19 protein-coding genes and 1 tRNA gene are annotated in these 21,438 nt (G+C 63.7%); 1 reads left to right on the top strand and 19 read right to left on the bottom strand.

Annotated elements, in window-relative coordinates; genetic code table 11:
* Positions 1-107 precede the first annotated feature (107 nt).
* Positions 108-965 carry a phosphotransferase gene (locus AB4Y77_RS06390; protein ID WP_442013332.1) on the top strand — a complete coding sequence of 286 codons (858 nt, stop codon included), beginning with the start codon at positions 108-110 and terminating at the stop codon, positions 963-965.
* A gap of 115 nt (positions 966-1,080) precedes the next feature.
* Here the strand turns inward: AB4Y77_RS06390 and AB4Y77_RS06385 are convergent, their stop codons facing one another.
* The 19 genes from AB4Y77_RS06385 to AB4Y77_RS06295 form a co-directional block, all read right to left on the bottom strand.
* Complete coding sequence (locus AB4Y77_RS06385) at positions 1,081-2,436, bottom strand: ABC transporter substrate-binding protein (RefSeq protein WP_311213129.1); 1,356 nt, start codon at positions 2,434-2,436, stop codon at positions 1,081-1,083.
* Positions 2,437-2,759: 323 nt separating this feature from the next.
* Positions 2,760-2,833 (bottom strand) — tRNA-Leu (locus AB4Y77_RS06380).
* A 21-nt stretch (positions 2,834-2,854) separates the two neighbouring features.
* Complete coding sequence (locus AB4Y77_RS06375) at positions 2,855-3,775, bottom strand: N-acetyltransferase (RefSeq protein WP_442013331.1); 921 nt, start codon at positions 3,773-3,775, stop codon at positions 2,855-2,857.
* A 106-nt stretch (positions 3,776-3,881) separates the two neighbouring features.
* Entirely contained in the window at positions 3,882-5,342 is a 1,461-nt protein-coding gene (locus AB4Y77_RS06370) for an NAD(P)/FAD-dependent oxidoreductase (protein WP_442013330.1), read from the bottom strand.
* 38 nt (positions 5,343-5,380) lie between these two features.
* On the bottom strand, positions 5,381-6,772 hold the full coding sequence (locus AB4Y77_RS06365; protein ID WP_442013329.1) for a S8 family serine peptidase: 1,392 nt from the start codon (positions 6,770-6,772) through the stop codon (positions 5,381-5,383).
* Positions 6,769-7,725 carry a Ppx/GppA phosphatase family protein gene (locus tag AB4Y77_RS06360; protein ID WP_442013328.1) on the bottom strand — a complete coding sequence of 319 codons (957 nt, stop codon included), beginning with the start codon at positions 7,723-7,725 and terminating at the stop codon, positions 6,769-6,771. Before AB4Y77_RS06360 ends, AB4Y77_RS06365 begins: the two co-directional genes overlap by 4 nt.
* Complete coding sequence (locus AB4Y77_RS06355) at positions 7,722-8,405, bottom strand: DUF501 domain-containing protein (RefSeq protein WP_311213124.1); 684 nt, start codon at positions 8,403-8,405, stop codon at positions 7,722-7,724. Before AB4Y77_RS06355 ends, AB4Y77_RS06360 begins: the two co-directional genes overlap by 4 nt.
* Before the next feature lie 67 nt (positions 8,406-8,472).
* Positions 8,473-9,291: a septum formation initiator family protein gene (locus AB4Y77_RS06350; protein WP_442013327.1), complete on the bottom strand. Its 819-nt coding sequence runs from the start codon at positions 9,289-9,291 to the stop codon at positions 8,473-8,475.
* 132 nt (positions 9,292-9,423) lie between these two features.
* Positions 9,424-10,704 carry a phosphopyruvate hydratase gene (eno, locus tag AB4Y77_RS06345; RefSeq protein ID WP_026542844.1) on the bottom strand — a complete coding sequence of 427 codons (1,281 nt, stop codon included), beginning with the start codon at positions 10,702-10,704 and terminating at the stop codon, positions 9,424-9,426.
* Between the two features lie 116 nt (positions 10,705-10,820).
* Positions 10,821-11,546, bottom strand: coding sequence for a MazG nucleotide pyrophosphohydrolase domain-containing protein (locus AB4Y77_RS06340; RefSeq protein WP_442013326.1), 726 nt, complete (start codon positions 11,544-11,546; stop codon positions 10,821-10,823).
* The gene (locus AB4Y77_RS06335; RefSeq protein WP_442013325.1) at positions 11,524-12,666 is read right to left on the bottom strand and encodes an adenosine deaminase; all 1,143 of its coding nucleotides are present in this window, start codon (positions 12,664-12,666) and stop codon (positions 11,524-11,526) included. Before AB4Y77_RS06335 ends, AB4Y77_RS06340 begins: the two co-directional genes overlap by 23 nt.
* Before the next feature lie 48 nt (positions 12,667-12,714).
* Positions 12,715-13,398, bottom strand: coding sequence for a DedA family protein (locus AB4Y77_RS06330; RefSeq protein ID WP_311213230.1), 684 nt, complete (start codon positions 13,396-13,398; stop codon positions 12,715-12,717).
* 192 nt (positions 13,399-13,590) lie between these two features.
* Complete coding sequence (locus AB4Y77_RS06325) at positions 13,591-14,241, bottom strand: DedA family protein (RefSeq protein WP_261608898.1); 651 nt, start codon at positions 14,239-14,241, stop codon at positions 13,591-13,593.
* Positions 14,242-14,329: 88 nt separating this feature from the next.
* A complete protein-coding gene (locus AB4Y77_RS06320) occupies positions 14,330-15,640 on the bottom strand; it encodes a thymidine phosphorylase (protein WP_311213120.1) in 1,311 nt (436 codons plus the stop codon).
* Entirely contained in the window at positions 15,637-16,041 is a 405-nt protein-coding gene (locus tag AB4Y77_RS06315; protein WP_442013324.1) for a cytidine deaminase, read from the bottom strand. The genes AB4Y77_RS06320 and AB4Y77_RS06315 overlap by 4 nt, the downstream gene beginning before the upstream one ends.
* 2 nt (positions 16,042-16,043) lie before the next feature.
* Positions 16,044-17,333: an ABC transporter permease gene (locus AB4Y77_RS06310; RefSeq protein ID WP_089594145.1), complete on the bottom strand. Its 1,290-nt coding sequence runs from the start codon at positions 17,331-17,333 to the stop codon at positions 16,044-16,046.
* A complete protein-coding gene (locus AB4Y77_RS06305) occupies positions 17,330-18,685 on the bottom strand; it encodes an ABC transporter permease (protein WP_442013323.1) in 1,356 nt (451 codons plus the stop codon). Before AB4Y77_RS06305 ends, AB4Y77_RS06310 begins: the two co-directional genes overlap by 4 nt.
* The gene (locus AB4Y77_RS06300; RefSeq protein ID WP_311213116.1) at positions 18,678-20,195 is read right to left on the bottom strand and encodes an ABC transporter ATP-binding protein; all 1,518 of its coding nucleotides are present in this window, start codon (positions 20,193-20,195) and stop codon (positions 18,678-18,680) included. The genes AB4Y77_RS06305 and AB4Y77_RS06300 overlap by 8 nt, the downstream gene beginning before the upstream one ends.
* A gap of 135 nt (positions 20,196-20,330) precedes the next feature.
* Positions 20,331-21,437, bottom strand: coding sequence for a BMP family lipoprotein (locus tag AB4Y77_RS06295; RefSeq protein WP_442013322.1), 1,107 nt, complete (start codon positions 21,435-21,437; stop codon positions 20,331-20,333).
* Position 21,438: the final 1 nt, after the last annotated feature.

Raw genomic sequence — 21,438 nt, 5'->3', positions numbered from 1 at the left:
GGTCTTCCGCTGTTTAAGACATACTCCTACCAAGTGCTCGGGACCTTGGATAGACCGGTTGGACACTTCAGCCAATGCGGAATGACACCCAATGGCATGCTGGACTGATGACGGCAACCATCACGGAACTGCAGCAAAACCTCCTCTCGTCATGGCTTGGTAGCTTCACCGTGGTTCGTGACCACTCATGGCCCCTCCAGGACACCACCGTTCTTCAGGTCGCTGCCCCGGATGGCCAGGAGTACATCGTCAAAGCCAGCACCACGAGCCACCACATCCGGCGGGAAATTGCAGCCTACTCGCGGGGCCTGCCAGGGCTGCACGGCAGGGTACCCACCCTGAGGCACGCGGCGCCTGAGGCAGGCCTCCTGGTCACCGGGTACTTGCCCGGGACCCTGGTGGCCGGAACCTCTTCCGAGTCCGATCCCAGGACGTACCGCGACGCAGGCGTGCTGCTCTCCAGGATGCACCTGCCGGCGGGATCCTCACGCAGCTACGCAAGGGCACTGGCTGCAAGGACGGGCTCCCTCATTCAACGCGCCCACGGCCTCCTGCCCGCGGAGACGCAGAGAAGGCTGCAAGATACCCTTGATGCGCTGGAGCCGGGACCTGCCGCGCTCGTGACAACCCATGGCGATTACCAGCCCAGGAATTGGCTGGACGACGACGGACTGATCAAGGTGATCGATTTTGGCCGTGCTGAGCTTCGCCCCTGGGTTCATGACCTGGTCCGGCTCAGCCACCAGCAGCTGCTCGCTCAGCCAAAGCTTGCCGCTGCCTTCCATGAGGGTTTGGGCAAGGTTGTCACCACTGAGCAGGAGCACCACCTGTGGACGCTGGAGAACCTCAACCAGTCAGTGGGCACAGTGGTGTGGGCACACCACGTGGGTGACGCAGTCTTTGAGCGTCAGGGCGTGGAAATGGTGACCCGGGTCCTTGAAGGGTTCCTCCCCTTCGGCGGGTAACGATCGCGGCGGATAGCGATCGCAGCCCAGCAGAGAACAGGCCAAGCACAGAACAGGCCCCCTTCCAGATGAGGAAGGGGGCCTGTTACCGACTGCGGTTCAGATCAGCTGCGGCTTAGAGCTTGCCAAACTCTTCACGGACCGGCTTGTAGGTGTTGTCATCCTGGTATTCGTAGATGCCGATGTATGCCTCGGTGGGGTCACCAGCGTCGGAGAACGTGACCGGACCGGACTGGCCGTCGTAGTCGATGTCCTTGCCTTCGCGGAGCAACGTGACACAGGCTGCGAAGGTGGTGCATTTCTCGCCGCCTTCAGAGACTTCCTTCAGCTTGGCTGCGATTTCCGTGCCCTTGGTGCTCTTGGCGGCCTCGGAGGCCAGTGAGATCAGGTTCACGGCGTCGTAGGACTCGCCTGCGTAGCTGTAATCCTTCAGGGCGGGATCGATGGCGAGGAGCTTCTTCTTGAAGTCGTCCTTGGCGAACGTACCGGGAATGGTTCCCTGTGCGCCCTTCATGGTGCCGGCCTGGAAGTCCTTGCTGTAATCGGAGGTGTTGCCGTCAACCATGAACAGCTGCGTGGGCTTGATGCCCTTGCCGGTGATCAGGGGGACGATGCTCTTGGCTTGGTCGAAGGTGATCAGTGCGATCGCATCCGGCTTGGCTGCGAGGACCTTGTCCACCTGGCTGCTGAACTGGGAGTCGCCCTCGTTGAAGAGTTCCTCAGCAACAACCTTGCCGCCGGCTGCCTCGAAGGCTTCCTTGACGTTCTTCTGGAGACCGGTTCCGTAAGCGTCGTTCAGAACGATCATGCCAACGGTCTGTGCTCCACAGGTAGCCATGTAGTTGCCAAGGACCTTGCCCTGCAGGACGTCGGACGGTGCAGTTCGCCAGTAGAGGCCCTTGTCGTCCCACGTGGTGAAGTCAGGCGAGGTGTTGGCGGGCGAGAAGTGGATGACACCGGCGCCCGTGATCTGGTTGATGACCGTCTTGGAAACGCCGGAGGATGCAGCACCGATGACGGCGCTCACGCCCTGGCCCAGGAGGGCGGTGGTGGACTGGGTGGCGATGTCCGTCTTGGTATCACCGGAGTCGCGGTGGACAACGGAGACAGGCGCGCCGAGCACGCCACCGGCGTCGTTGACTTCCTTGATGCCGAGGTTGACGCCGGCAATTTCGGGCGGGCCAAGGAACGCCAGCGACCCCGTCGTCGGCAGGAGCGATCCAAGTTTCAGTGGGGCGTCAGTGGTGGTGGTCGAGGGAGGTACTGGTCCCGTGTTGGTGGCAGCCTGGCTGTTGCCGGCTCCCGCCCCGCCGCTGGGAGCCGGGCAGGAAATGCCTGCGGCCGCGGCGGAGGAAGACCCGGTCTGGGTAGGGGTCGAAGACCCACCACAAGCCGTGGCCAAGAGAGCGACCCCAATGCCAAGCGCTGTTAGCTTGGCGGCTCGGGGCGCCGCTGGGGAAAGATCAAACATGCGTTGTCTCCTCGATCGAAAGGTGCGAACTGCCTTTGATGCGATTACTCAGGTGTTCCTGATTAAGACTCAAACTAATGCAATTGGGCGGCGAACATAAGTGATTCAGGTCACATCCCTATAACACTCGTTGCCTGTGGGGAATCTACGAGCCGGCTGGGAATTTCCGCGGAGGATCCTCTTGGGCACAGCGGAAGCGATTCCAGCGGGGCAGGCAACCACCAGACAGGCCACCAAGGCCCTTTCGGCGCGCCGAACCCGAGGCACCGGCAAAGCCCCCGAATCCCCTTGGTTCGCAAGGGATTCGGAGGCTTTTTCGTGTGTGCCCCAGGTGGGACTCGAACCCACAACACGCGGATTTTAAGTCCGCTGCCTCTGCCAATTGGGCTACTGGGGCGCCCGCACCATGGTATCCCAGCTATAGCTCATTGAATGGCCCGGCGTAGCGGAAGGTGCCGCGGACGTCGTCGGGCCATCCGGGAAGCGTCAACAACTGGAAGTGATCGCCCCACATCGCCTCCGGTGGTTGCACACCCACAGAGGTTGCCGGCACGTAACCGAAGCGCGGGTAGTACAGGGGGCTGCCGAGCAGGGCAATGCCGGGCTCCCCTGCGGCTGTGGCACGGGCCGCGGTCTCGCGCATCAAGGCTGAACCGACCCCGCGCTTCTGAAAATGGGGAAGCACGCCGATGGGGCCAAGGGCTATGAGTTCCAGGTCACCGATCCAACCCCGGGTGCTGATGGCATGACCCACAATCTCCCCACCCATTTCGGCGACGATACTGAACTCCGGAAGATACTCAGGGCACCCAAAAAGCTTGCGCAACAGGCCTACTTCAATCGGCACGCCTTCCACGGGCTCACCGGTTACCGGCGAGATGGAGAAGGCCTGGGCCGTCAGGTCCAGGATCTCGGCGCGGTCCTCGGGACGCTCACTTCTGAGCACCAGACCTTTACCCAAAAGCCGGAGCACATCCATGGCCCGGCCCGCGTCGGCGGAAGGCACCAGGAGGTGGTCGTGATGGAAGCCCGCCAGGACGTTGCAGCTGATTCCCGCGTGGGTCAGCGCGGCGCTCACGGCAGCTGTGAGACCCACCGCTTCGAGCGCCGAGTGGACCTGGAGCGTGATCCACGTGGCCACGAAGTCATAGCTGAGACCCAGCGAGTCAGCCTCGTCCCGGCGGAGGACTACCGTAAGGCCCTCCGCCTCGCGGACAGCCGCCTCGATCCCGCCCTCCAGCGGTTTGCCGTGCGGCCATAGGGCGTAGACGTAGTCGCCATCGCGGGCTACGGGGTGGAGGGATTCCAGGAGTGTCTTCAGATCGGTTTCGCCGGACATGGCAATAGTTTAGGGGCCCAGCAACCCGGCACCGAGGTGAGCACACCTGCTTAAACGTCGACGGCGGCCACTCCCCTCACAGGGAGCGACCGCCGTCGTGCGTGGACTACTTGGCGTCAGCAGTTACCGGGGTCTTGACTTCCTCGGCAACCGGCTTGGCTTCCACCGGAGCAGGTGCCGGAGCAGCTGCGGGCTTGGGAGCCGGCGTCGCAGCGGAAACGAACGCGCCGCGCGGGTTGTCGAGGTCGATCAGCTGAGTGGTGTCGCGGCCGGCGAAGAAGGCCAGGATCCAGCCGAAGACCACGCGGAACTTGCGCTCCACCGTGGGCATGGCCATGCCGTGGTAACCACGGTGTGCCAGCCAGGCGAGGCCGCCCTTGAGGCCGATGCGGCCGAGCAGGTTGATGTTGGCAACACCCTTCCACTCGCCGAAGCCGGCCACAGCACCAAGGTTCTTGTGCTTGTAGTCGTGCAGCGGCTTGTCCCAGCGGGAAGCCCACAGGTTCTTGGCAAGCTTCTTGGCCTGGCGAAGGGCGTGCTGGGCGTTGGGGACGCAGGTGCCGTCCGGCAGGCCCTTGCCCGTGAGGTCCGGAACAGCGGCGATGTCGCCGGCAGCCCAGGCGTTCTCCACGATGCCTTCGTCGCCTGCGATGCGCAGGTCCGGGAGGACGCGGACACGGCCACGGGGTTCCAGCGGGAAGTCGGTGGAGCGGATCATCGGGTTGGCCTGCACGCCGGCAGCCCATACCAGGGTGTCTGCTTCAACTTCCTGGGCCGGGGTCTTGTCCGGGAGGTTGATCAGCTTGAGGTTGCCTTCGGCGCTGTCAAGGGAAGTGTTGAGGAGTACTTCGATGCCACGGCTGCGGAGGTGCTCCACAACCCACTCGGCCTGCGAGGCAGTGACCTCGGGCATGATGCGGCCCATGGCTTCGACCAGGATGAAGCGGACTTCTTCCTGGCGGATGCGCGGGTTGTTGCGGACCGCGGCGCGGGCGAGGTCTTCCATTTCGGTGAGGCACTCGATGCCGGCGAAGCCGCCACCGACCACTACGAAGGTCAGTGCCTTGGCGCGCTCTGCGGGGTCGGTCATGGTGGAAGCAGCTTCAATGCGCTCCAGCACCTTGTTGCGCAGTGCAACGGCTTCCTCGATGGTCTTCAGGCCAATGCCCTTGTCCGCGAGGCCCTTGATGGGGAAGGTACGGGTAATGGCGCCTGCTGCGATGACGACATCGAAGTACGGGATTTCGAAGTTGTCGCCGCCGTCGGACGGGGCGATGACCGCGGTCCGGTTGGCGTGGTCAATGCTGGTGACGCGGCCCTGGATGAGCTCAGTCTGCTTCAGGTGCTGACGGTGGGAGACGACGGCGTGGCGTGCCTCAATGTTGCCACCGGCTACTTCCGGGAGGAAGGGCTGGTAGGTCATGTACGGCAGTGGATCAACGACGGTGACGATGCCGCCGGCGTTCGCGATCTTCTTCTGCAGTTTGAGGGCTACGTACAGGCCGACGTAGCCGCCGCCGACGACGAGAACCCGGGGACGGTCAATGAGCTCTGGGGTGGTTGCCATGAGTCCAGAGTACAGTACTTTGTGAAAATCTTCACTAACTACGTCCGGGCGGGCGGATCCACTTTCAGAAGCGCGCCGGTTTCGGCCTCCTCGGCCACCACAGGCGCGTTTTTGGAGACCCTCCTCAACTGGATCGCGGCGCCCGTCACCAGGGCAAGGAACAAGGCTCCAAACCCAAGCACGACGGCGGCCGGCAGGGCGTCGTCGACGGTCGCCGGCGTCTTCGCTGCCGGGACAGTCGGATCGGCGAGCGTGGGTGCTGCGCTGGTGGGGCTCGCCACGGGAGCCTGCGACGGCTCGCTGAAATCTCCCCGGCGGTGGACGCGGATCCAGTCAGCGATGGAACCCAGCGGGTTGCTGCTGGTGGCAGCCACATCGTCCTTAAGGGCAGCCTCGGCGTTAAGGATGCCGTAGCCGTAGAGGGGATCCTTGCCCGGAGCTCCCGCGTCCTTGGCCGTGCTCACTATTCTGTTGATGACCTGGTTGGCACTCATCTCCGGCCATTTGGAACGGATGAGGGCGGCCACACCGGAAACGATGGGGGCAGCACCGGACGTTCCCGCCCATTCGGCGTATCCGCCGCCGGGGATGCCGCCTACCAGCTTCTCGGCCGGCGCGGCGACGCCGATGCTGATGCCCTGTGACGAGGAATCGACGCTGGCGCGCCCCTCACCGTCGAGTCCGGCGACGGTCAGGACACCGGGAATGGTCGCCGGGGCTCCGACCTGCACGTTGCCGCCCACGCGGTTACCGGCGGCGGCGACGATCACCACGTCCTTCTGCTCTGCATAAAGGAACGCCGCGTCCCAGCTCTGCGGCCAGTCCGGCGAGGTACTGCCCAAGGAGATGTTGATGACCTTGGCGCCATTGTCCACGGCCCAGCGCACGGCGTCCGGAATCTGCTCCTGATCCGTTTTGCCGCCCGGGTTGGGTGATCCGAGCCAGGTGGAGACTGCCAGGATTTGCGCTTCGGGAGCTACACCGGTGATCCCGTCCGGGCCCCCGGCGGGAGGGACCGTGGGTGGCCCCGGAGGGGTCGCTGACGCTGTTGGTGAAGGCGAGGCCGTGGGGGTGGTGTGGCCGCGCCCGGCGAGCATCGTGGCAACCAGGGTCCCGTGTTCGGTCTTGGCACCAATACTCTTTTGCCCGTTGGGTGCTCCCGCTCCCGACACGTCCGTCCCGCCCACCACTACGCCTTTGAGGTCCGGGTGGTTTCCGTCAATGCCGCTGTCGATGATCGCCACCTTGACGCCGGCACCCTTGGATACCTGCCAGGCGTTGGTGACACCCGAATCCTTGAGCCAGAACTCTTTGTCGCGCCACGCGTCTGCAGTGGCGGCAGGAGCCGTCACCAACGCACCCGCCAGCGCCCCGCCTGCCAAGACTGTGGCAAGGGCAGCGGAGAGGGTACGGCGAAAACGCAACGTCATTCGGCGTCCCGGATGCTGAGGGCAATGCCGTCCAGGATGTCATGCTCGCTGGAGACGGCGGTGGCGATCCTGCCACTGCTGACATTGGCCAGGCGGTCCAGGATCCGGCGCCACACCAAGGCGCCGGCGCCGATAACGTCCACGCGACCCGGATGCATGTACGGAAGCGCTGCGCGCTCGTCCCGTGTCATTTCCAGCAGGTTGGTGCATGCGTCGGTGATGGTTTCGAGATCCAGTGACGCACCGTGGATCCGGTTCGGCTGGTATTCACTCAGTCCCAGCGCGTGCGCGGTGATGGTGGTGATGGAACCCGCAACGCCCACCACGGCCGTGGCGCGGTCCAGCGGGACCGTCTGCGCGGCAAGATCAAGTGCGGCGTCGACGTCGGCCTCTGCTGCCGCGATTTGCGCAGCGGTTGGCGGATCGCTGCGAAGGTGACGTTCGGTGAGCCGCACGCAGCCGATGTCCACGGAGCGTGCTGCGATGACGCCAGTGGAGTCGCCCAGGACGAACTCAGTGCTGCCGCCACCGAGGTCCACCACCAGGATGGGGTCCTCCCCCATGGCCGGCAGGACGCTGCTGGCCCCGGCGAAGGACAGCGCGGCTTCCTCGTCCCCGGAAATGACCTCAGGCTCAACACCCAGGAGATCCCGGATGCCGTCCACGAAAACCTGCCGGTTGCGGGCGTCACGGGTGGCGGACGTCGCCGCGAAACGGACTCGCCCGGCGCCGTGCACCTTGATGAGTTCGGCGTAGTCGCGTGTTGCTGCGAACGTGCGTTCCAAAGCCTCAGGTGCAAGCTCGCCGGTGGCATCGACACCTTGGCCGAGCCGAACCACGCGCATTTCACGCACGACGTCGGCCAGCGGGCCCGGTGCGCCGTGTGCTGAAACATCGGCGATGAGGAGGCGGATGGAGTTGGTTCCGCAGTCGATCGCTGCAACGCGGCTCATGCAGTGCCTTCCTCATGGACCGGGGTATCCGTCTTCGGTTTGCGAACCGGCGCCGGGCGGCCCACCATCTCCGGCAGCCCCTGCGGCCCGTGCCGGCTCAGGTCCCGGGAGGGTGCCTCACCGGAAGTGTCCCACGCGCCATCGCAGTAGCAACGGTCCTTGGTCCACCACTCCGTGATGGCGTCCAGGGCTTCGTCTCCCAACGGGTTGACCCCCGGCCCTGCAGCCAGGGAATGCCCTACCAGTACATGGAGGCACTTCACCCGTGTTGGCATACCGCCGGCGGAGATGCCGTCGATTTCAGGGACAGCCCCGGTTCCGGAACGGCCGGCGATGTCATTGCGGGCCTGGAGGTAGGCCTCGTGGGCGCTGTGGTAGGCGCCCGCCAGGTCCGGCTCGGCCGTGAGGCGGTGATTCATCTCGTTCATGAGCCCGCCCGCTTCCAACCGCGACACCGCCGAGGTGATGACGGGGTGGGTCAGGTAGAACGTGGTGGGAAACGGTGTTCCGTTGCTGAGCCGCGGTGCAGTAGCCGCCACCAGCGGATTGCCGCAGACACACCGTGCAGGGATCTCAACGACATCCCGAACCGGCCGGCCGAGCTGGCGGCTGAGGACCTCAAGATCATGTGCTGATGGCTGGCGGGATTCCTGCGGCACGGCTGCCGTGTTCTCTTCCACTTCGCTGCCACCCTTCCTGCCCTTGTTGCCGTGTCCACTGCGGACACGACGGCGGTGGGCACCGCGTCTAGTCAGTTGCCGATCGTCTGATTGACTCCCAAAGAGCATCCACCCAGGGCAGATTCTCCGGGTTTGCAGACGATCCGGAGCCGGTGCGGCCACCCGGCGTGCCGGCGGCTTCTTCTCCCCCAAACACCCAGTAACCCGTTTCACCCGGCATAACCATGTTAATGCGGTCGCGGGCCTGTTGTTTCACGTAGTTGGGGTCCTGCCACCGGGAAAGCTGCTTGTTGAGCTCGGTCTGCTCTGCTTTCCGTCCTGCAATTTCGGCCTCCAAGGCCGAAATTTCGGCGCGCTTCTCCAGGAAAATCTTCACGGTGGGGGCCAGCATAATGGTGATCGCAATCATGACCACTGCCAGCGCCAGCATCCTGCCGGAGAACGCTTTGGCCGGTACTGGATCCACATCATGTTCAGCTGTGGCCTTGGCGCCCGGCTTGCCGGAAGTCTTGTCCACGGGCTTCGATGGGCCCACGGTTGGCTTCTTGCCGGTGGTCTTGCCAGTTGCCGCGCTGCCGGTGGTTTTGCCCGCCGTGGGAGTCTTCAGACCAGCGGCTTCCCTGCCGGCGGCGGGTGCTTTGGTGCCGCCTGCCGACGTCGAGGTTTTGGCGGTAATCCGTGGGCCGCCAAACTCGGCTTTGATGACATCGCCGCTACCGGAAGCTGAACCAGTCGTCCCTGCACCCGCGGTGCCTTTGGCAGCAGTCCGCGGACTGGCGCCGGTAGCCCTGGTTTCGCCGGCGGGGCGGCCCGCACCGGAGGAACGGCCTGCACTGGAGGGGCCCAGTGCGTCCGCCCTGGGGACCTTTGGACGACGGGTGGCCATGACACTCCTGTAATGCCCGGTGCTTGCCTGGCGGGTTGCTGCGCTTGCTGTTGTTGACCTGGCCCGCGTTAAACAGAACCGGTGGCCATGGTCTTTCCACCATAGCCACCGGTTACGTGTTTTCGCTGAAGGCTAGCCCTTGAAACGCGGGAACGCGCTGCGGCCGGCGTAGCGTGCGGCGTCGTCGAGTTCTTCTTCGATGCGCAGCAGCTGGTTGTACTTGGCAACGCGCTCGGAGCGGGCCGGGGCACCGGTCTTGATCTGGCCCGCGTTGGTGGCAACGGCGATGTCAGCAATAGTGGTGTCCTCGGTTTCGCCGGAGCGGTGCGAGGTGATGGTGGTGTAACCGGAGCGCTGGGCCAGGGAAACGGCGTCCAGCGTCTCGGTCAGGGAACCGATCTGGTTGACCTTGACCAGCAGGGAGTTGGCCGTGGCCGTCTCGATGCCCTGCTGCAGGCGGACCGGGTTGGTGACGAAGAGGTCGTCGCCCACCAGCTGGACCTTGTCACCGATGGTGTCGGTGAGGGTCTTCCAGCCTTCCCAGTCGTTCTCGTCCAGCGGGTCTTCAATGGAAACCAGCGGGTAGTCGGCAACGAGCTCAGCGTAGTAGGCGCTCATCTCGGTGGCGGAAAGCGCCTTGCCCTCGAACTGGTAAGCACCGTCCTTGTAGAACTCGGAAGAGGCAACGTCCAGTGCCAGGGCGATGTCCGTACCCGGGGTGTAGCCGGCGTTCTTGATGGCTTCCTGGATCAGGTCCAGTGCAGCGCGGTTGGACGGCAGGTTGGGGGCGAAGCCACCTTCGTCGCCGAGGCCAGTGGAGAGGCCCTTTTCCTGGAGGACAGCCTTGAGGTTGTGGTAGACCTCAACGCCCCAGCGCAGGCCCTCGGAGAAGGTCTCGGCACCAATCGGGGCGATCATGAATTCCTGGATGTCCACATCGGAGTCGGCGTGGGAGCCACCGTTGAGGATGTTCATCAGGGGAACGGGCAGTACGTGGGCGTTCGGGCCACCCAGGTACTTGTAGAGCGGCAGGTCAGCGGAAGCTGCGGCAGCGTTGGCAACGGCCAGGGAAACACCCAGGATGGCGTTGGCGCCGAGCTTGCCCTTGTTGGGCGTACCGTCGAGGTCGATCATGGCCTGGTCGATGCTGCGCTGGTCAGTGGCGTCGAAACCAATCAGGGCCGGGGAGATCTCGTCGATGACGGCGTCAACGGCCTTCTGGACACCCTTGCCGAGGTAACGGCCTTTGTCGCCGTCGCGAAGCTCAACGGCCTCGTGCTCGCCGGTGGAAGCACCGGAGGGAACTGCTGCACGGCCGATCTGGCCGTCGGAGAGCAGGACCTCAACTTCTACGGTCGGGTTTCCGCGGGAATCAAGGATCTCGCGTGCGTGGATGGCATCGATAAGCGCCATGGATGTGCTCCTTATGGGCAAATTACAGGAATGAGGAGGGAAATTCTCAACGTCCTCGTCGCTACTAGCGTAGTCGAGAGTGGCTTAGGTTACGGAACAACTTCCAAAGACTCACGTCATGAAGGCTGGGCCCGGCTGTTCTGAAACGATCGAACTGCGGAACGGAGGGCCCGTTCGGCGTCGAGTCCTTGCTCCCGGGCACCGGCCACGACGGCGAGCAGCAGCTCACCGAGCGCCTCTTCCGAGGCCGGGATAACGGGAAGTCCGACGGCGGCCGGCGCACCTTGTTGATCGACCAACCGTGCATCACCATCAAGCCCTGAAACGTCCAACCCTGCGCGGGCTGCCCTGTCCAGGGACTTCTGTGCTGCTGCCAAGGCAGGAAGGTGCGGCGGGATGCCCTCAAAGGGATCCTTCCGTTCCGGCTTCTCGGCACGTTTGGCGGCATCCCACTTGACGATGATTTCCTCGACGCTGGCCGGAAAACTCTTCCGGAGGGAACCGTCCGCCTTGAAGACGTGCTGGTTTCGCCGGACCATTTTGGCGTTGATGCCCCGGGCTACGTCAGCAAAATCAAAGCTGCCGCGCTCCTCGGCGAGCCGGGCGTGAAGCACTACTTGAAGCAATACATCACCCAGCTCGCCGAGGAGCTCGCTGTCTCTTTCCGGGGAGTCGCCTGCTTCGATCGAATCCACCACTTCGTAGGCTTCCTCGATCAGGTATTCCACCAGCGATTCGTGCGTCAGCCCACCCATCCAGGGGCAGTGCTCACGCAGGGCTGCGATCGTCCGGATGAGCTTTTCGAGCTCTTTGGAGTCCTTAGTCGAGGTTGGCGTAGGCATCGTTGATGTACTCAACCAAGGCTTCGCGCTCGTCCAGCGGCAGGAAGGCTGCCTCGGCGGCGTTGAGCGTCAGTTCGAGGAGGTCATCGAGGTCGTAGTCGAAGGTTTCCACCAGCAGCTCGAACTCATCCGTCAGGGTGACGCCACTCATGAGGCGGTTGTCCGTGTTGATGGTGACGTTGAAGCCGAGCTGGAAGAGCATGTCCACCGGGTGGCTTTCGATCCCATCGCCAAGGCCGGAAATGGCACCGGTCTGAAGGTTGGAGGAAGGGCAGATTTCCAGGGCGATGCCGCGGTCGCGGACCCAGGCCGCCACGCTGCCGATGGTCACCATGCCAATGGTGTCCTCGCCGTCGTCGTCGGAATTGTCCTCGAACTCCACCGAGATGTCCTCGGCGATCCGGACGCCGTGACCAAGGCGCAGGGCGCGGCCATCGACCAGGGCTGACTGGATGCTTTCCAGGCCCGCTGCTTCACCGGCGTGGACGGTGGCCGGGAAGTTGTTTTCGGCAAGGTACGTGAAGGCGTCCTTGAAACGGGACGGGAGGAAGCCGTCTTCCGCGCCGGCAATGTCAAAGCCCACAGCGCCGTTGGCACGGTGGCGGACAGCGAGCTCTGCGATCTCCTGGCCACGATCGGCGTGGCGCATGGCGGTGATGAGCTGGCCCACCTGGATCTGCTGGCCACGCTCGTCGGCAGCGTCGACGCCGGCTTCAAGGCCGGTCTGGACGGCCTCAACAACCTCGTCCAGGGTGAGGCCCTTCTGCAAGTGCTGTTCCGGTGCCCAGCGGACTTCGCCGTACACCACGCCGTCCTCGGCGAGGTCTTCCACGAATTCCTTGGCGACCCTGAAGAGGCCTTCCTTGGTCTGCATGACAGCAATGGTGTGGTCGAACGTTTCGAGGTAGCGGACCAGAGAGCCGGAGTCGGCTGATTCGCGGAACCATTCACCCAGCGCAACGGGGTCGGTGGACGGCAGCGTGTGGCCGACCGCCTCAGCGAGCTCGATGATGGTGGCGGGGCGGAGGCCTCCGTCCAGGTGGTCGTGGAGGGAAACCTTGGGGAGGCTCTTCAGATCGAAGTCGAGGGCAGGGGCGGCGTCAAGTATGGGCTCAGTCACGTACTAAGACTAGTCCCCACAGCCACTCTGGCTGATACTGCTGGTGGCCTAGCTGGCGGGCTTGGAGAGGTCGACGCCGGCGATCGCCTTTTCCGCGGGATCAACTGCTGCCGTTTCGGTGCTGGCAGCAGCTTCCTTGGCGAGGTCCTTCTTTTCCAGGTATTTGTGCCACCAACGGAGGGCGTGATCCACCACAATGCCCAGGACCACGGCGAAGGCAACCGCAATGCCGACTCCCAGGAGCGGGTTGTGATGCACCCACTGGCCCGCGAGGAGGCCGATACCGATGGAGTAACCTACCCACGTGATGCAGGCGAAGGCGTCCAACCAGAAGAATGTACGGTGGCGGAAGCCGGTTTGTCCGGCCACGTAGTTCACGGCCACGCGGCCCCACGGAATGTAGCGGGCCGTGAAGATGAGGACCGCGCCGCGCTTGTCCAGCTCGTACTGCGCCCAGGCGAACATCTTCTGGACCTTGGGCCGTCGCATCCACTTCCATCGGGTGAGGCCGATTTTCCGGCCCAGCATGTAGGCCATGTTGTCGCCTGCCATGGCACCTACCAGTGCGGTGGCTCCCAGGATCCACAGGTTGGGCTCTCCGCTGTGAAGGGACAGCGCCGAGAGGCCAACGATGGCTGTTTCGCTGGGAAGGATGGTGGCAAATCCGTCAATAAAGAAGAAGACCAGCAGGACCGGGTATATCCAGGGCTGCCCGGCTGCATGCTCGAGCATTTGGTTCAAAAACTCCACGCGGCGGTAGCTCCTAGACGAATATGACTTGACGGTGTGACGGAAGTCGCTCTAGTGTCCCACGGCCGGGACGTCGTTCGCTACGTCCCAGCCTTGGGATCACACGCTTAACGCTATAGGTGCTGATAGGGTGCCGTCGTCAACCGCCGGGCTGATCTTCCGGGGCCTGAAGCGTCATACCGTGGGTGGAGTCGGGGCGTCTTCCTCAGGGATGTTCTTGCCGTCCAGCGGCACGGATCCACGGACTTTGCTGATGATCCGATCGATGATGATTCCCAGGATCACGGCAACCACGATCGCGATGACAGCACCCAGGAGATGGTTGTCCTCGAACCAGACACCAAAGAAGTAGCCCAGGATCACCGAATACGTGGCCCACAGGACGGCGGACATGGCTGTAAGGGCCACGAAGCGTCGGTGGTGGAAGTGCGTGGCGCCGGCCGTCAGGTTGACGGCCACCCTGCCAATGGGGATGAAGCGGGCCACCATGATGAGCGAGGCCGACCGGCGTCGAAGTTCCTTGCCTGCCCAGCGGAAGGCGCCCTGCATCCGCTGCGTGCGCATCCACCGCCACCGCTGGATCCCGATGCGGCGGCCGATGATGTAGGCGATGTTGTCCCCCGAGAACGCCCCCAGGGCTGCCATCACGCCGAGCAGCCACACATTGGGCGAGCCGCTGCTCCCGGAGACGGCGCTCAGGCCCACCACCACGGATTCGCTCGGAATCGGTGGGAAGAAGCCATCTATCACGCAGCAGGCCAGCACCAGGAACAACACCCATGGCTGCTCCGCCGCGGCGAGGATGAAATCGTTGATGCCCTGCACGGTTTCCTTACGGTAGCCGGCTCCCCCACAGGCGCCGGATGACTGGTGTTCCGGGCCGTCCTTGGCGAACGGCCCGGAACACTTAAGCCTAGGCGATGCGGTCGATGATGAGCTGATGCGCCGGGCGTGAACCCTCGGGCGCGATCACCACGGCATCCTGGAGCGCTTCCTTGGCCCGCTCGAACTTCTCGGGAGTGTCCGTCAGGAGCGTCATCAGGGGCTCCCCTGCACGGACCAACGCGCCCGGTTTGGCGTGCATGCGGACACCTGCACCGGCCTGGACCTGGTCCTCCTTACGGGCCCGCCCGGCGCCCAGGCGCCAGGCAGCTACACCCACAGAAAGCGCATCAAGTTCCACCAAGACACCGTCCGCGGGAGCGTAGATAACCTCGGATTCCTTTGCCACCGGAAGCGCAGCACGCGGGTCGCCACCCTGTGCTGTGATCATCCGGTTCCAGACGTCCATGGCCCGGCCGTCCTTCAAGGCGGCCGCGGGGTCGGCGTCGTGGATGCCGGCACCGGCCAGCATCTCCTCAGCCAAGCGGACGGTCAGTTCGACGACGTCTTCCGGACCGCCGCCGGCAAGGACCTCCACGGATTCCTCAACTTCGATCGCGTTTCCGGCGGTCAAACCCAACGGCGTGGACATATCGGTGATCAGGGCGACGGTGTGCACTCCGGCATCCTTGCCCAGGGCCACCATGGTCTCGGCCAGCTCGCGGGCACGGGCCTCATCCTTCATGAAGGCGCCGGAACCCACCTTGACGTCCAGCACCAACGAGCCCGTGCCTTCGGCGATCTTCTTGCTCATGATCGAGGATGCAATCAACGGGATCGCCTCCACGGTGCCCGTGACATCACGCAGTGCGTAGAGCTTCTTGTCGGCAGGAGCCAGCCCGGAACCTGCCGCGCAGATGACGGCGCCCACGTCCTGGAGCTGGGACATGATCTCGTCGTTGCTCAAGTTGGCGCGCCACCCGGGGATGGCTTCGAGCTTGTCCAACGTTCCACCCGTGTGGCCCAGGCCGCGGCCTGACAGCTGTGGAACCGCGACGCCGAACACGGCAACGAGCGGCGCCAGAGGGAGCGTGATCTTGTCCCCGACCCCACCGGTGGAGTGTTTGTCGCTGGTAGCCTTCATGCCGCCGTCGGGCCTTGTCAGGGACGAAAAGTCCATCCGCTCGCCCGAGGCGATCATGGCGGAGGTCCACCGCGAAATCTCGGCGCGGTCCATTCCGTTGAGCAGGATGGCCATGTTCAGCGCGGCCATTTGTTCCTCGGCAATGACACCCCGGGTGTAGGCATCGATGGTCCAGTCAATCTGCTCGGGAGTGAGGGTGCCTTTGTCCCGCTTGATGGAAATAATCTGGACGGCGTCGAACGCTTCAGTGGTGGTCACGTGGTTTCCTCCAGGTTTTCGGGACCGAAGGCATCAGGCAGCACCTGGTCCATGGTTTTGATTCCCTGCGGGGTCATGAGCTGCATGCCGGGCGCCCGGAACTCGTAGAGCAACTGGCGGCAACGCCCGCACGGCATGAGGATGTTGCCCTGGCCGTCCACGCAGTAGAACGCGGCGAGCCGGCCACCGCCGGTCATATGGAGCTGGCCAACAAGTGCGCATTCGGCGCAGAGGGTGAGTCCGTAGCTGGCGTTCTCCACATTGCAGCCAGTAACGATCCGGCCGTCCTCGGTGAGGGCCGCAGCCCCCACCGGGAACTTGGAGTACGGCGCGTAGGCATGGCGCATGGCCTGCTGTGCTGCCTCTTCCAGTGCCTGCCAATCGATGTCATTCGCCGGCATCGTCAACCCTTCACGTACGGTATGCCGCTTGCGGCCGGTGGCCGCGACTTACCCACCAAACCGGCGACGGCGAAGATGGTCACCAAGTACGGCAGCATGGCCATGAACTGGCTGGGCACCGGGGTACCGATGATGCCCAGGATGGATTGCAGGTTGTACGCGAAGCCGAACAGGAGCGATGCCAGGAACGCGCCGATCGGGTTCCACCGGCCAAAGATCAACGCTGCCAAGGCGATGAAGCCGCGGCCGCCGGAGATGTCCTTGGTGAAGGAGTCGATGGTCACCAGGGTGAAGACGGCGCCACCGATACCTGCGATGGCACCACCCAGGGTGACGTTCCAGAAGCGGGTGGCGTTGACGTTGATGCCCAGGGTGTCGGCAGCCTGCGGGTGCTCGCCGACGGCGCGGACCCGCAGGCCCCACCGGGTCTTGAACAAGCCGAACCACACCACGGCCACGGCAATGTACATGAGGTAGCCGGCAATGGACTGCTCAAACAGGATGGGCCCGATGATGGGGATGTCCGAGAGCAGCGGGATCGGCAGGATGTCCAGGCGCCCCGGGGTGTTGAACTGCTCCTTGTTGGGGACCATCAGCGTGCCGTAAAGGAAGCCCGTGAGGCCGGAGACCAGCACGTTGAGGACAACGCCCACAATGATCTGGTTGACGAGGTATTTGATGCTGAAGACCGCCAGGACCATGGAGACAGCGGCACCTGCGGCAGCTGCTGCGATCAGGCCAATGTAGGGGCTGCCCGTCATGGTGGCGACCAGCGCAGCGGTGAAGGCACCGCCCAGAAGTTGTCCCTCAATAGCGATGTTGACCACGCCCACGCGCTCACAGAGCACGCCTGACAATGAACCGAACACCAGCGGCACGGCCAGAGTTACCGACCCCGCCACAAGGCCGGCCAGCGAAATGGACGGCTGCCGTGCGCCGGCCACGATCCAAACGAGCAATGCGAACACGAACACCACGGCAAACGCGATGGGCAGCCACTTGGGTGACCGCTCTCCCTGCGTCCAGAGGTAGATGGAATAGGCGGCCATGGCCAGCAGCAGTATGCCGAAGACCACCCCGCCCACCTGCCCCGGAATCATGAGCGCCGGGACGGCAACAGCGTCACCGGCGTCGCTGATTTTCATCTCGGCTGTCTGGTCCGGGCCCAGGAAGCCGAAGAAGACCAAGGCTATGAGGGCAAGGATGCCGAGCGAGAGCGGGACTTTCATGGAAGGCCGGAACGCCGGCAGGGCCGTTGAACCCGACTTCGGAGCGGTGGTTGTCGCGCTCATTTGGCACCTCCGGAGGCGTTGACGAGGGCAGCCTTGGGAGCCGCTTTTGGTGTCTTGTTCTTCTTCTTGGGCTCAAGCCGGAAAATCGACCGGATGAGCGGAGGAGCTGCGATGAAGAGCACGATCAAGGACTGCACCACCAGCACGATGTCGATGGGAGTTCCCGTCTGGATCTGCATCTGAACTGCCCCTGCACGGAAAGCCCCAAACAGCAGGCCGGCGAAGAACGTCCCCCACGGCGTGCTGCGTCCCAGCAAGGCAACCGTGATGGCGTCGAAGCCGATCTGGGCAGCGACCCCGCCCGTCAGCACCTTTTCCGTACCGGCCACCTGGGCAATACCACCGAAGGCGGCGAGGGCACCGGCCATGGCCATCACCAGGATGGTGGCGCGGGATACCTTGACGCCGGCGGTCCGGGCGGCGATGGGGTTGGCGCCGACGGCACGGAACTCGAAGCCGATGGTGGACCGGTTCAGCAGCCACCACACGCCGAAGGTCAGCGCTATGGCCACGAGGAATCCGAGGTGGAGACGGGAGCCGGGGATGAGGACGGGATACGTTGCCGATTCGTCCAGGCGTGGCGAGATGGGGCTGTTGTCCCCCGGACGCCGGAACGCAGCAGTGTTCAGCAGGAAGTCCAGCAGGAACAAAGCCACGTAGTTCAGCATGATGGTGACGATCACCTCGTGTGCACCGGTCCGTGCTTTGAGGATGCCAACGATGGCCCCCCAAAGTGCACCGCCGAGGACACCCATGATGATGACCACCAGCAGGTGCAGGCCGAACGGCAGGTGCCAGGCGAAACCTACGTAAGCAGCGAGCGTGGCGCTGATGATGATCTGTCCCTGGGCGCCGATGTTGAACAGGCCGGCACGGAAGGCCAGGGCAACGCCAAGGCCGGCACAGATCAGTGGGGTTGCCACAGTCATGGTTTCAAGCAGCGGCTGCAGTCCCTGCCGCGGGTTGAAGACTGACCCTTGGAAAAGTGCCACGTAGCTCTCGGTCATGGCAGACCACAACGCGCTCAGGAAGTCAGCGGGCCGCGCAAACAAGTAGCCTGCTGTTTTGGCAACCTGGGCGTCCGTGCTGGCAATCAGCAGGCCACCCAGGAACAGCGCCACGATGACGGCCAGGACGGACACGAAGCCGTTGCCCATCACGATGCGGCGTATGAGGCTGCCCTGCTGCGCTCCTGAATCGCCGCTTTGGGAAGACACCGGAACGATGGACGGTTCCAGCATGCCTCCCGCGGTATCGAGTGAGACATCTGCCGCACGGAGGTCCGCTGCGGATTGCTCCCCAGTGGGCGGGACGGGTGTTGGTTCGCTCTTGGAATGATCGTTCTCAGTCATCAGAGCCTCCTTCCGGGCCGACGCCGGCCATCATCAAGCCGAGGGTGTCGCGGGGCGTTCCGGCGGGGACGATGCCCACGAGCTTGCCCTTGTAGAGCACGGCAATCCGGTCGGCGAGTTCGATGACCTCATCAAGTTCAGTGGAAACGATCATGACCGGCGTTCCGACGTCGCGCTCGGCCACGATGCGCTTGTGCAGGAACTCGATGGAGCCGACATCCACGCCACGGGTCGGCTGGCTTGCGATGAACAACCGCAGAGGCCTGGACAACTCCCTGGCCATGACCACTTTCTGCTGGTTGCCGCCGGACAGCGTTCCGGCGGCCGACGCCGCAGAAGGAGTCCGGATATCGAATTCTTCAATCTTGGCCTTGGCATGCTCGGCAACCTTGGCCGGCTTCATGCTGATGCCGCTGGCAAACGGTGCTTGGTCATACAGGTCAAGCACCAGGTTTTCGGCCACCGAGAAGGGACCAACCAGTCCATCCACGGTGCGGTCCTCCGGAACAAAGCCGACTCCCGAACGCAGCACGTCCTTGACCGGAAGGCCCAGCAGTTGCTTGCCGTCCAGGGTTACGGAACCTGTGACGTGCTCCTGCACGCCCAGGATGGCTTCGGTCAGTTCGGTTTGGCCGTTGCCCTGGACACCCGCGACGGCGAGGATCTCGCCTTGGGCGATGTGGAAGCTGATCCCGTCCACCACGTTGGTGCCGTTGGCAGCGCGGACCGTCAGGTTTTCCACCACGAACGTGGTTTCCTTCGGCTGCGCGGGTGCCTTGTTCAGGCTCAGGCTGACAGGGCGGCCCACCATCATGGACGCCAGTTCGGTGGCTGATGCCGTGGGAGGCGCATCCCCCACCACTTTGCCGCGGCGAATGACGGTGATGACGTCGGAGACAGCCTTCACTTCACGCAGCTTGTGCGAGATGAACACGATGGACGTGCCGCCGGCTTTGAGCTGCCGCATGATGTCCAGAAGTTCATCGGTTTCCTGCGGCGTCAGCACTGCGGTGGGCTCATCCAGGATGAGGACCTTGGCTTCGCGGACCAGTGCCTTGATGATTTCGACCCGTTGCTGGACGCCCACGGGCAGGTCCTCCACCAAGGCGTCGGGATCCACGTCAAAGCCGTATTTATCTGAGATTTCCCGGATTTTCTTCCGGGTGTCGTCCATGCTGAGCACACCGCCGAACGAGGTCGGTTCCGCACCGAGGGCCACGTTTTCGGCGACCGTGAAGACAGGGACCAGCATGAAGTGCTGGTGCACCATGCCGATGCCGGCGGCCATGGCATCACCGGGGCCACGGAAGTTGACCGGTTGGTCATTGACCAGGATCTGGCCGGCTGTGGGCTCGTACAGCCCGTACAGCACGTTCATGAGGGTAGATTTGCCGGCACCGTTTTCGCCGAGGAGGCAATGGATCTGGCCGGATTCGACCACGAGGTCGATGTCTTGGTTGGCGTAGAAGGTCCCGAAGGCTTTCGAGATCCCCTTCAATTCGAGTTTCACAACTCCCACCGTTCTGTGAGTCCGAGGGACGGCTGTACTGCTCCAAAGCCACTGGCTTTGAGGCCCAGCGTAGTCAGGGCAAAAACGCGCCGCCAGTACCGGGGCTCGGTACTGGCGGCGCGTCCAGGAATTGATTTACTTCTTGGGGCTCGCTGCCGATTCGACAACCAGCTTGCCGGAGACGATGTCAGCCTTCAGGGCATCGAGCTCGGACTTGGTTTCAGCGGTGACGGCGGAGTCAAGATCGTGGAACGGAGCGATGGCAACGCCATCGTTCTCCAACGTGCCGACGTAGGCTGCGTTGTTGAACTTGCTTTCCGTGTCATCCTTCACCACGGCTTCAACAGCTTCGCCCATCTGCTTGACCACGGAGGTCAGCATGAGGTCCTTGTACTCAGGAGCGGTGAGGTAGCCATCGGAGTCAACCCAGATGAGCTTGACGTCCTTGCCGGCTGCCTTGGCTTCCTTCAGTGCAGCGCCTGCACCCTTACCAACAGGTCCTGCGACAGGCATGATGATGTCCGCGCCCTGGTCCAGCAGGTTGATGGTGACCTGCTTGCCCGTGTCCTGCTTCTCGAAGTCACCCGTGAACGAACCGTCCTGGGTGGTCTTGTCCCAGCCAACAACCTGGACGGTCTTGTTCTTGGCCTTGTTGTAGGCCTGGACGCCGTCGTAGAAGCCGTCCATGAAGATGGTGACTGTGGGAATCTTGATGCCGCCGAAGGTGCCCACCTTGCCGGTCTTGGTGGTAGCCGCAGCCGCGTAACCGGCCAGGTATGCCGCCTGTGCCGTGTCATAGACGATCGGCTTGACGTTGGCGATCGGAGTCTCGTACGTGTAATCGACGATCGCGAAGTGCTTGTCGGTGTTCTTCTCGGCGGCGGCCTTGGTGGCATCTCCCAGGAGGAAGCCAACGGTCACCGTGAGGTTGCAGCCGGCGGAGATCATGCCGTTGAGGTTGGTTTCGAAGTCGCTGTTGGCCTTCGATTCGGCCGACTTCACCGTGATGCCCAAATCGGTCTCGGCCTTCTTGAGGCCTTCGAACGAGGACTGGTTGAAGGACTGGTCGTCGAATCCGCCGGAGTCGGACACGATGCATCCAACAAAGTCGCTCTTGGTAGCGGCGCCGGATCCGGCGTCGGGGGCCTGTCCACAGCCGGTCAGCAGGAGCGCTGCTGCGCCGACAGTGGCAACACCGGCCATTGAACCGCGCTTCAGGGTGGCACGCAGTGGTTTCTTCAAT

The sequence above is a fragment of the Paenarthrobacter sp. YAF11_1 genome, assembly GCF_052113445.1.
Classification (GTDB): Bacteria; Actinomycetota; Actinomycetes; order Actinomycetales; family Micrococcaceae; genus Arthrobacter.
The sequence above is the reverse complement of the archived record's forward strand: the minus strand, read 5'-3'. Positions and strand labels throughout refer to the sequence as shown.